This is a genomic window from Inquilinus sp. (assembly GCF_057815775.1).
Genome location: NZ_JBYRFX010000047.1, coordinates 1 through 10,125, shown reverse-complemented (window position 1 = coordinate 10,125; position 10,125 = coordinate 1). Strand labels below are relative to the sequence as shown.

General features: G+C 69.1%; 11 protein-coding genes. 3 read left to right on the top strand and 8 right to left on the bottom strand.

Annotation, left to right across the window (positions count from 1 at the left end):
• Positions 1 to 151 precede the first annotated feature (151 nt).
• The 6 genes from AC3XYG_RS01940 to AC3XYG_RS01915 form a co-directional block, all read right to left on the bottom strand.
• Positions 152 to 1,117, bottom strand: coding sequence for an alpha/beta fold hydrolase (locus tag AC3XYG_RS01940; RefSeq protein ID WP_489138128.1), 966 nt, complete (start codon positions 1,115 to 1,117; stop codon positions 152 to 154).
• Positions 1,118 to 1,148: 31 nt separating this feature from the next.
• Positions 1,149 to 2,387, bottom strand: coding sequence for an MFS transporter (locus AC3XYG_RS01935; RefSeq protein ID WP_489138127.1), 1,239 nt, complete (start codon positions 2,385 to 2,387; stop codon positions 1,149 to 1,151).
• Between the two features lie 42 nt (positions 2,388 to 2,429).
• Entirely contained in the window at positions 2,430 to 3,200 is a 771-nt protein-coding gene (locus AC3XYG_RS01930; protein WP_489138126.1) for an SDR family oxidoreductase, read from the bottom strand.
• Positions 3,201 to 3,248: 48 nt separating this feature from the next.
• Entirely contained in the window at positions 3,249 to 4,220 is a 972-nt protein-coding gene (locus AC3XYG_RS01925; protein ID WP_489138125.1) for a zinc-binding alcohol dehydrogenase family protein, read from the bottom strand.
• Between the two features lie 56 nt (positions 4,221 to 4,276).
• Positions 4,277 to 5,128, bottom strand: a complete 852-nt coding sequence (locus tag AC3XYG_RS01920; protein WP_489138124.1) for an alpha/beta fold hydrolase — start codon at positions 5,126 to 5,128, stop codon at positions 4,277 to 4,279.
• Positions 5,129 to 5,216: 88 nt separating this feature from the next.
• A complete protein-coding gene (locus tag AC3XYG_RS01915) occupies positions 5,217 to 5,897 on the bottom strand; it encodes an alpha/beta fold hydrolase (protein WP_489138123.1) in 681 nt (226 codons plus the stop codon).
• Between the two features lie 130 nt (positions 5,898 to 6,027).
• Between AC3XYG_RS01915 and AC3XYG_RS01910 the strand changes: the two genes are divergently transcribed.
• Entirely contained in the window at positions 6,028 to 6,654 is a 627-nt protein-coding gene (locus AC3XYG_RS01910) for a CGNR zinc finger domain-containing protein (protein ID WP_489138122.1), read from the top strand.
• An 8-nt stretch (positions 6,655 to 6,662) separates the two neighbouring features.
• Here the strand turns inward: AC3XYG_RS01910 and AC3XYG_RS01905 are convergent, their stop codons facing one another.
• Positions 6,663 to 7,352: a cytidylyltransferase domain-containing protein gene (locus AC3XYG_RS01905; RefSeq protein WP_489138121.1), complete on the bottom strand. Its 690-nt coding sequence runs from the start codon at positions 7,350 to 7,352 to the stop codon at positions 6,663 to 6,665.
• A gap of 13 nt (positions 7,353 to 7,365) precedes the next feature.
• A complete protein-coding gene (locus AC3XYG_RS01900) occupies positions 7,366 to 7,983 on the bottom strand; it encodes a pseudaminic acid biosynthesis-associated methylase (protein WP_489138120.1) in 618 nt (205 codons plus the stop codon).
• A 256-nt stretch (positions 7,984 to 8,239) separates the two neighbouring features.
• Here AC3XYG_RS01900 and AC3XYG_RS01895 point away from each other — a divergent pair, with 256 nt between their 5' ends.
• Complete coding sequence (locus AC3XYG_RS01895) at positions 8,240 to 8,659, top strand: ribbon-helix-helix domain-containing protein (protein WP_489138119.1); 420 nt, start codon at positions 8,240 to 8,242, stop codon at positions 8,657 to 8,659.
• Between the two features lie 119 nt (positions 8,660 to 8,778).
• On the top strand, positions 8,779 to 10,041 hold the full coding sequence (locus AC3XYG_RS01890; protein WP_489138118.1) for an extracellular catalytic domain type 1 short-chain-length polyhydroxyalkanoate depolymerase: 1,263 nt from the start codon (positions 8,779 to 8,781) through the stop codon (positions 10,039 to 10,041).
• The last annotated feature ends 84 nt before the right edge of the window (positions 10,042 to 10,125 follow it).

Below are 10,125 nucleotides of genomic sequence, written 5' to 3'. Positions count from 1 at the left end.
TGCGACGCATTCAAGGCCGACGTGCCCGAGGCGGAGGTGCATGTGCTCGACGCCGGCCATTTCGCCCTCGACGAGGCCGCCGACCAGATCGCCGGCCTGATGCGGGCCTTCCTGGGGTGAGAGCGACGGTCGACCGATCGGAAGGTCCGGCTCAGGCGGCCAGCAGGTCGGCGGCCTCGTCGAGGGCGAAATGGCCGGCGTCGAGCACATGCACCTCCGCCTCGGGCACGTCGGCCTTGAAGGCGTCGCACTCCGCCACCGCAAAGGACGGGTCGTAGCGGCCCCAGACCAGCAGGCTGCGCGGCTTGTCCCGGCGCAGCCACGTCTGCCAAGCCGGGTAGGCCGCGACATTGGTGCGGTAGTCGTAGAACAGATCCGTCTGGATATCGGCTTGGCCCGGCTGCGCCAGGAAGGCGATCTCCGCTTCCCATACATCGGGGTTGTAGCGTTCCGGATGCGGCGATGTGGCGATGTGCCGGGTCTTGGTCGCCTGGGGTGACAGAAACGCGGCGCGGAACGCCGCCTCATGCGCGGCCCGGTCGGCCCAGAAGGCGCGCCGTGGCGCCCAGGTGGCATCGCCGAGGCCGGCCTCATGGGCCACGGCGTTCTGGACGATCAGCGCCTGTACCCGCTCCGGATGGGCCACGGCGAGGCGGTAGCCGACCGGGCCGCCATAATCCTGCAGGTACAGGGTGTACCGGCTGAGCGACAGGGCCTGCACGAACCCTTCGATCACCTCGGCGATGTGGTCGAAGGTGTAGGCGAACTGCTCGCGCGGCGGCGCGTCCGAATATCCGAAGCCCGGAAAGTCGGGCGCGATCAGGTGATAGCGGTCGGCCAGGCGTTGCAGCAGCGGCTCGAACATCCGCGACGATGACGGGAAGCCGTGCAGCAGAAGCAGCAGCGGCGCCCCGGGGCGGCCGGCCTCGCGGTAGAAGATCGTCACGCCCTGCACGTCGACGGTGCGGTACGAGGTGCCGTGCCAATCGGCCGGCGCCTCGGGGACAGGGGTCGCTCTGGCGGCGGAGGCCGTCATCGCCCCGGCGAGGCTGGCCGCCACGAAGCCACGGCGGCTCAGCCTGCCAGGCAACGGGTCTGCATCGGATGAACCGGTCATTCTGCAGTCCTTTCTCGATCGATGGGTGGGATCACGCCGCGTCCGGCGACCGGGGGCGGTGCGGCTTCAGGAAGGGTGTGAGTGCCAGCATCAGGGTGGCGACGACCGTCAGCAGCCACCAGGACGGGCGGAAGCTGCCGGTGACGTCGCGCAGCTGGCCGGCGGCGAGCGGGCCGGCGGCGGCGATGACGTATCCGACCATCAGGACGAAGGCGTTCCAGGCATTCGCCTCGGCCGCGGTCCGGGTGTTGTCGAGCGGCAGGGTCATCCCCAGCGTGAAGGTGCCGCCGAGTCCGAACGCGCCGATCGTCACCCACAGGAAGGGGGCTGCGGTCGGGGCCAGTGCGATCGCCGCCACGCCGACCACGGTGAGGCCCGCGGCCAGGGCCAGCCAGCGCCGGCGATCCTCTGACCGGCTCAGCGCGCCGAAGATCGGGTTGGCGACGGTGAAGGCCGCGGTGAAGGTGGCGAGGATGAGCCCCGCGGTGGCGGGCGAGGCCCCGGCTTCCTGGTACATCGGCGCCGTCCAGGCCAGGATGGTGTAGAATAGGACGTTCACGCAGGCGAAGAACAGCGCGACCCGCCATGCCGTCGGGCTGCGCCAGGGCAGGGCATGGCGCACCGGGGCCACCGGCACCACCGCATGCTGCCGGCGCTCGCTTGCCGTCACCGCCAGCCAGGCCGCAAGCCCGACCAGCACCACGGCGGTCCACATCCCCGATGCCAGCCGCCAGCCGGACGACGTCGCCACGGCGACCGGGCCGGTGGCCGCGGCGGAGATGGTGCTGCCGATGGAGAGGGATGTGGCGTAGAGGCCCATCATCAGCGCCGCCCGGGAGGCGAAGCGCGCCTTGATGAAGCCGGCGATCAGGGCGCCGGCGACGGCAATCCCGACGCCGACGCCGGCGGTGGCGGCGAGCAGCCCGGCGGTGCTGGTGGCGAGCGCCCGTCCGAAGGTCGCCGCCGCCAGCAGCGCCAGCGCCGTCAGCAGGATCGGGTCGCGGCCGAACCGCCGGGCCAGCCAGGGCGTCGGCAACGCGAACAGCCCCATCAGCAGGTCCGGGATCGAGGTCAGCAGCGAGGCCATGGCGTGGGACAGCCCGAACTCACCGATGATCGAGGGCAGGATCGGTCCCACCGACACGATCGACGGCCGCAGCCCGAGCGCCACCAGGATGATCGCCGTGACGGCCAGCGGCGCCCCGATCTGCCGGACAAGGGCAGGGGCCGGCGGTGCCTGCCGCCCCCGCTGAACATCGAGTTCGTCCACGGTCAATCCTTCCGATCCGCGAGTATGGGTCAACAGTTCCGGTCAGATGGATTTGACCTCGCCGCCATCCATCCGCAGCGCCGAGCCGGTCATCCAGCGTGCGCCGGGGGAGACCAGGAAAGCCATCAGCTCGGCGATCTCCTCCGGCTCGCCGTACCGGGCGATGCCGGCTTCCTTCGGGAAAGCGGCGGTCGCCTGCTCCACGGTCATGCCGTGCAGCGGCGCCCAGTGCGCGAGATAGGACTGCCGGCGGCCGGTCATGACGGGCCCCGGCAGCACGCTGTTGACCTGGACGCCATCGGCGATGCCGCGATCGGAGAACGCCTTGGCCAGCGCGACGATGGCGGCGTTGATGGTGCCGACCGCGGCATAGGGCGCCTTGGGGAATTCGGCGGAGTTGCCGGACATGAGCACGACCGACCCGCCCGCCTCCTTCAGCGCCGGCCAGGCCGCGATGGTCAGCCGGCGCGCGCCGTGCAGCTTGAGCGCCAGGCCGCCCTCCCACTGCGCGTCGGTCATCTCGAACAGGTCGACCTGCGGCACGGCGCCGGCAATGTTCAGCAGCGCGTCGATCCGGCCGAACGCCGCCAGGCTGCGGGCGACGACATCCTGTGCCGCAGCCGGCTCGGCGAGGTCGGCGTCGATCACCAGCGGCTCGGCGCCCGCGGCCTGCACCGCCGTCGCCAGGTCCTCCAGCTTCTCGCGGCTGCGGGCGACCAGCACGATCGCGGAGAAATCCCGGGCCAGGCGGAGGGCGGTGGCCCGGCCGATGCCCTGGCTGGCACCGGTCACAATGGCGACGGATTTGGTCATGACGGCATGCTCCGTAATTGAGTGATCGATCGGTCAGCGAATCGGCGGTCAGTGAATGACGACCATCTTCCCGCCGGCCTCATTGGCCTCCATCACGCGATGGGCTTCGCGGATCTGGTCGAAGGTGAAGATCCGCGACGGCTTGGCCTTCAGCCGGCCAGCCGCGACCTTGCGGGCGATGTCCTGCAGCGGCACGTCGGACAGCGGGAAGCCCGGCGTGCCGAACACGAAGCTGCCGAAGAAGGTCAGGTAGACGCCACTCGCCATCTGCAGCAGCGGGTTGAAATCCGCGATCGGCGCCAGGCCGCCGAGCCAGCCGGCCAGGCAGGCCCGGCCACCGCGGCGCAGCATGGCGAGGGAGTCGAGGATGGTGCTGTTGCCGACCAGATCCAGCACGGCGTCGAGCTGCCTGGCCTCGGCGATCCGCTTCGACAGGTCCGGCCCCTCCAGCTCGACCCGCGCCGCCCCGAGTGCGGTCAGCATCGCAGCCTTCTCGAGACTGCGGGCGGTGGCGATGACCCGGACCCCGGCATCGACCGCCATGTTGAGGGCGGCTTGGCCGAAGGAGGAGGTCGCGCCGCGGATCACCAGCGTCTGGCCCGCGGTGATTTCCAGGTTCCGGAACAGGCAGGTCCAGGCGGTGGCATAGGTCTCCGGGATCGCCGCCAGCTCGGCCCAGGGCAGGTCGGACTCGATCAGCGCGACGTTGGTGGCCGGTGCCCGGGTGACTTCGGCATAGCTGCCGTTGATGGTCCGGCCCAGGCCGCCCATCAGGGCCGCGACCTTGGCGCCGACCGGGAATTCGCCGCCGGGGCAGGACTTCACCAGCCCGACGCATTCGATGCCGCTGACCGGGGCGGCCTCGGCCCATTCGCCGCGGCGCATATGCATCTCGGCATGGTTCAGGCCGAAGGCCTTGATCTCGATGACGACATGGCCGGCTTTGGGCTCGGGCTCCGGGATGTCCCGGTAGACCAGGCTGTCCAGCCCGCCGAATTTCTCGAGCACGATGGCCCGCATCTGATCCTCCATGGGATGCGCGCTCCGGACGCTTCGGATCCGGAGCGCGCTGGGTTTCAGGCCAGGAAGTCGCGGATGGCCGCAGCGATTTCGCCGGCATGCGTCTCCAGCGCGAAATGCCCGGTGTCGAAGAAGCGGATCTCGGCATCCGGAATGTCGCGCTTGAACGCCTCGGCGCCGGGCGGCAGGAAGAACGGGTCGTTCCGGCCCCACACCGCCAGCAGCGGCGGCCGATGGCTGCGGAAATAGGCCTGGAAATCCGGGTACAGCGCGACGTTGCTGGCGTAGTCGAGGAACAGGTCGAGCTGCACCTCATCGGCACCAGGCCGCGCCAGGTAGAAATTGTCCAGCGACAGGCCGTCCGGGGAAATCGCTGTCTGGTCGGGCACGCCGTGGGTGTATTGCCAGCGGGTGGTTTCGGGGGCCAGGAACGCCCGCAGGGCATCGCGATTGGCCGCCGACGGGTCCTGCCAATAGGTGCGGATCGGGTTCCAGCCCTCGCTCAGCCCTTCCGCATAGGCGTTGCCGTTCTGGGTGATGATCGCGGTGATGCGGTCGGGATGCTTCGCGGCGATGCGGAAGCCCGTCGGCGCGCCGTAGTCGAACACATAGATCGCGAAACGATCGAAGCCCACGACCTCGGTGAAGCGGTCGATGACCCCGGCGATGTGGTCGAAGGTGTAGGCGAATTCGCTCCGCGGCGGCATGTCCGACTGGCCGAAGCCCGGCAGGTCGGGGGCGACGATGTGGAAGCGGTCGGCCAGCAGCGGGATCAGGTCCCGGAACATGTGGCCGGCGCTGGGGAAGCCATGCAGCAGCAGCAGCTTGGGGGCGCCGGGCGAGCCGGCCTCGCGGTAGAACACCTTGAAGCCGTCGACATCGGCGTGGCGATAGCGGATCTGGGTCATGGCGGAGTCTCCACGGAATAGGCCGGCTGCTGGGCCAGCGAGGGTTTAATAACCGAACTAATCGCGACTATATGGTTATGACGGACGATCAGACCGCAGCGTCGGTGATGATGCCCAGGACGATCTCGGGGGCGGTGGCCATGGGGGTGTGGTCGACGGCGGCGGTGCGGATCTGCGCGCCCATCCGCGTCGCCATGAAGCGCTGCGTCTCCGCCGGAATCATCCGGTCCTGCTCCGCCACCAGGTACCAGCTCGGCCGGTCCTTCCACAGCGGCCGGCCGGCCGGGGTGCTGATGCAGGGCACGGCGATCGGCCGTTGCACCGCGGCCAGCAGCGCCTGCTCCGCAGCGGTGGCGTCCTGCGCGAAGGCGGCGGCGAAGGCCTCTTCGGGCAGCCAGATCAGCCCGTGGCCGTCGGGGGCCAGTTTCGGCGCCTGCGGGTGCGGCTCGGCGCGATAGAACACATCGGCGACCGTCTCGCCCTCATCCGGGGCCAGCGCCGCGACATAGACCAGCGACCGGACCTTGTCGCTGCGCGTCCCGGCGATGACCGCGCCGGCATAGGCATGCGCCACCAGTACGACCGGACCGTCGATCCGCTCCAGAATCCGGTCGAGGGCCGCGACATCATCGGTCAGGGAGGTCAGCGGCAGCGGCGCCGCATGGACCCGGAAGCCCTGCTGCTGCAGCGGGCCGATCACGCGGGCCCAGGACGAGCCGTCCGCCCAGGCTCCGTGAACCAGCATGATCGTCGGAGTGTTGCGCGACATGATGCCTCCTGAGGGGTCTTGGTAACCATCTTGATGCGATGAGAAAGGTTACTAGTCTCGCAGAGATAACTTGTCAACGCCCCTTTGCGAGGTTACATAAAAGTCATCTGCTTCGATCGAGGTCGACCCCATGGGCCATCACCACCCTCCCGCGATTTTCCTCGCCGACGCGCTCGGCCTGGATTTCCTGAACTCGATCGCGACGCCGGTGGACATACCGGTCGAATGGCTCGATGACGGCGACGGGCTGCTGTCGTGGCTGGCGCAGGCAGAGCTGATGCCTGCGCACGCGCTGGAGGAGCTGCGGTCCAAGGCGATGCCGGGGGAACTCGACAGCGTGGCGGCGCAGGCGCGCAGCCTCCGCGAGTGGTTCCGGGGATTCGTCAACGACCGCAAGGGCCGGCCGCTGGCAGCGGATGCGCTGGACGACCTGCTGCCGCTGAACCGGATGCTGGCGCGCGACGAGGCGTTCGACCAGATCGCGCTGCGCGGCGACGGCGCCTCACCGGGCCTCTCAGTCCTCCGGTCGCGGCGTTGGCGGTCGCCGGACTCGCTGCTGCTGCCGATCGCCCAGGCGATGGCGGCCTTCGTCTGCGAGGAGGACTTCACCCATGTCAAGGCGTGCGAGGGCCCCGCCTGCACCCTGATGTTCGCCGACCACACCCGCGGCCACGGTCGCCGCTGGTGCAGCATGGCGATCTGCGGCAACCGGGCGAAGCAGGCCGCTCATCGGAACCGGCTCAAGCACAGAGAATAGGCAGCCCTTCAGAGGTCGCGTGGCGCCGGGAGCGTGGCCAGCCGGGCCAGCAGGTCGCGCCAGGGCGTCCCGATCGGGTCGGCCACGCCATCGAACAGCGCCGTAACGCGTGCATAGTCCTCCGGCGTGTCCAGGGTGCAGCGCAGATGGGCCATGTGCAGGGAGTCGGATGGCAGCCGCGGGCCTTGGCCGCCCCGGCGCAGGAAGGTGGTGACGTGCTCCAGGTTTCCGGGGCTGCGGTCGAGTTGGTGCGACCGGCGCAGGGCACCCACCGGCATCGCCTCGGCGGAGATCCCGTCCGGCAGGCCATCGGCCTTGTACTCGGTGCCGTAATAGTCGCCGCGGTGGATCAGCAGCTTGTCCACGATCGACCGGGCGTAGTCGCAATCGGGCACCGTGTTGTCGCAGGTCAGGCGCACGGCGATGGCCTCATCCGGCAGGTCGGCGCAGGCGCCGATGAACCGGCCCAGTACGTCGTCCCTGTCGCCGCGGAAGGTCTTGATGCCGTGGGCGTCCGCCGCGGCCGCGATCGGGTCGTCGCAGGGCCGGGCCGTCGTGGCCAGCACGGTGTCGGTCCCGTCCCGACCGGCGCGCAGGGCGGCCAGGATGGCGGCGGGAAATCCGGCGACCGGCAGCAGCGCCTTGCCCGGCAGGCGGGACGAATCGAACCGGGCCTGAAGGATGAAGCGGACCAGCACGACGGTGCCGCGGCTAGCGCTTGCGCAGCAGGAACCAGGTGCAGTCGTCCTGTGGAAAGATCGGGTCGCGCCGATAGGTGAAGCCGTAGTCGACCAGTTCCAGATCCGCGAACCGGTCGAGCAGATCGCCGCAGAAATCGCGCTTGAACAGCCGGCCCGCCTGGCCGCGGTAGGTCACCTCCACCGGGGCTGGGTTGTAATACTCGTTGACCATGATGTAGCGCGACGACATCGCATGCATCTTGTCATAGACCGGGCCCAGGCTGTCCGGATCGATGTGGATCAAGACGCCCGACGTGAACACAAAGTCGAAGGTCCGGGTGGGATCGAGATCGAGGATCGAGCCGTGAATGGCATTGTCGCCGATCAGGCCCCGGACCTCGCGGCACGCATCCTCATTGATCTCGATGGCGCTCAATTCGATGGCCGGCAATACCGAACGGATCGCAAGCAGGTTCAGGCCGACATTGGGGCCAATCTCGAAGACGGAATGGACGTCCCGGGTCATGCCGAGAATACGGGAGAACATACGGATCTTCGGCCCGAGCAAATTAATGGCACGGTTACGCGTGATATATTCGGTGCCGAACTCCCCAGCCCAGAATGTCTCTTGCGGCGTCTGGTAGCTCATCGAAACGGCTCCCGGAAATAGGGCGGGCTGAATGGCCGCGATCGTATCGGCCGATGCCGACGCTGTCATGCGCAATCGCCGGCTCCTGCGGGCTTTCCCGGGGGCCTGGAGAGGGGCGGCGCGCCAGATGATCTGAACCGCCACCCGCTTCGATCCCGGCAAGTCGGCCGTTTCGCTTTTTTAGACCCGACCCGATTGCATATATCGGTGCACACTCCATATACCATCCATCTGGATGGTATATGGATGGTTGTGTATGTCGGGCACGATGCGGAACCCTCGGTCGAAACTGGCCGACAGCGAGAAGATCACGATCAATCTCGGCTATGTCGATCTCGGCCAGATCGACCTGCTGGTGCGTGAGGGCTTCTACTCCAACCGGACCGACCTCATCCGCACCGCCATTCGCAACCAGTTGGAACGGCATGGCGACACTATCCAGCAATCCGTCGCCCGCCATCGCCTCGACCTCGGCCTTCGCCAATTCGACCGGACAGAGCTGGAAGCGGTGCGGCGCGCTGGCGAAATGCTGCACATCCAGGTCCTGGGCCTGGCCGTGATCGCCGACGACGTCACCCCCGACCTGGCCCGCGACACCATCGCCTCGCTTCACGTGCTCGGCGCCCTGCAGGCCAGTGCCGCGGTGAAGGCCGCCCTCGGCGACCGCATCCGCTGACGAAGCGGGCCCGGGGTGGCAAACGAACTCCGGCCTTAAACGAACTACCTCCGATCTCGGCCGACCCGGGCGGGCCATGCTCGTCCTGGCGGATGTCCGACACACAGGATCCCGTTGCCATGATCGCACGCCCCAAGATCGACATGCGGGAGGTGACCCGCCTCACGCGCGCTGGACGGCTTGGCGAAGCCATGGCGCTTCTGCGCGGGTCTCCCGCCGCGCCGCCATCTCCAAACTCGCCGGCTTCGAAGACCAGCTCGGCCTGGAAACCCGCCCCCGATGGGGACGCCATCATCGACATGGTGCCGCCGTCGCCGGGAACCGGCGGGACCTGGACGCCGCCCCGGCCCGGTGATCCCGACACCGCGCCGGCTGGCCAGCCGCAGGCCCGCGACGCCTTCCGCGGGTTTCTCGATCGCATTCGACGGCCCCATGGCCCCGCCGGTGGCACCGGTACAGCCGCCCGTCCCGATGCTCCGAAGCCGACGCCGGTGCCCGATGGCGCGCGGTTCGATGAGTGCAGCTACGCCGGCCAGGCGGGGCCGCGGACCTACAAGCTGTACAGTCCGTCCGGCCGTGCCGGGCAGGCGCTGCCGCTGGTGGTGATGCTGCATGGCTGCACCCAATCGCCGGACGATTTCGCCGCCGGCACCCGGATGAATGAGCTGGCGGAGGAGCAGGGCTTCCTCGTCGCCTATCCCGAACAGACCCGGTCGGCCAATGCCTCACGCTGCTGGAACTGGTTCAACCCGGGGGACCAGCGGCGTGACGGCGGCGAACCGGCGCTGATCGCCGGCATCACCCGCCAGATCATGCGCGATCACCCGGTCGATCCGGGGCGGGTGTATGTCGCCGGCCTGTCCGCCGGCGGCGCCGCCGCGGCGATCATGGGGGCGGCCTATCCCGATCTCTATGCCGCCGTCGGCGTGCATTCAGGCCTGGCCTGCGGCGCGGCCACCGACATGATGTCGGCCTTCACGGCGATGCGGCAGGGCATGCCTCCGGCGGCAGCAGGCGCAAGGCGGTCCGGCGCCGCTGTCCCGACCATCGTGTTCCATGGTGACCGCGACACCACCGTCAGCCCCGTCAATGGCGACCAGGTCCTGGCCCAGGCCGAGGCCGCGTCCCGGCTGCACAGCACGGTTCGGACAGGCACCGCCGCGGGCGGCATCGGCTACACCTGCACGGTGCGGACGGATGAGGGCGGGCGCCCGATGACCGAGCATTGGGTGCTGCACGGCGCCGGTCATGCCTGGTCGGGAGGCAGCCCGGCCGGGTCCTACACCGAACCGCGCGGGCCGGATGCCAGCCGCGAGATGATGCGCTTCTTCCGGCAGCAGCCGCCGGGCGCGACCCCGGGAACCGGATCGGCCGGCCGGTAGCCGCGGACCCTCCGGGTCCGGCTGTTCGACCGCGATCGGCGCACTCGCCGAAAATAAGTTTCCCTTCATTCTAGTGTAGCAATT

Bases quoted from the DNA above. Each gene is read 5' to 3' on its own strand.
- AC3XYG_RS01890 (WP_489138118.1), top strand. From the start codon at position 8,779: ATGATCGCACGCCCCAAGATCGACATGCGGGAGGTGACCCGCCTCACG.
- AC3XYG_RS01900 (WP_489138120.1), bottom strand. From the start codon at position 7,983: ATGAGCTACCAGACGCCGCAAGAGACATTCTGGGCTGGGGAGTTCGGC.
- AC3XYG_RS01920 (WP_489138124.1), bottom strand. From the start codon at position 5,128: ATGACCCAGATCCGCTATCGCCACGCCGATGTCGACGGCTTCAAGGTG.
- AC3XYG_RS01925 (WP_489138125.1), bottom strand. From the start codon at position 4,220: ATGCGGGCCATCGTGCTCGAGAAATTCGGCGGGCTGGACAGCCTGGTC.
- AC3XYG_RS01930 (WP_489138126.1), bottom strand. From the start codon at position 3,200: ATGACCAAATCCGTCGCCATTGTGACCGGTGCCAGCCAGGGCATCGGC.
- AC3XYG_RS01910 (WP_489138122.1), top strand. From the start codon at position 6,028: ATGGGCCATCACCACCCTCCCGCGATTTTCCTCGCCGACGCGCTCGGC.
- AC3XYG_RS01940 (WP_489138128.1), bottom strand. From the start codon at position 1,117: ATGACCGGTTCATCCGATGCAGACCCGTTGCCTGGCAGGCTGAGCCGC.
- AC3XYG_RS01915 (WP_489138123.1), bottom strand. From the start codon at position 5,897: ATGTCGCGCAACACTCCGACGATCATGCTGGTTCACGGAGCCTGGGCG.
- AC3XYG_RS01895 (WP_489138119.1), top strand. From the start codon at position 8,240: ATGTCGGGCACGATGCGGAACCCTCGGTCGAAACTGGCCGACAGCGAG.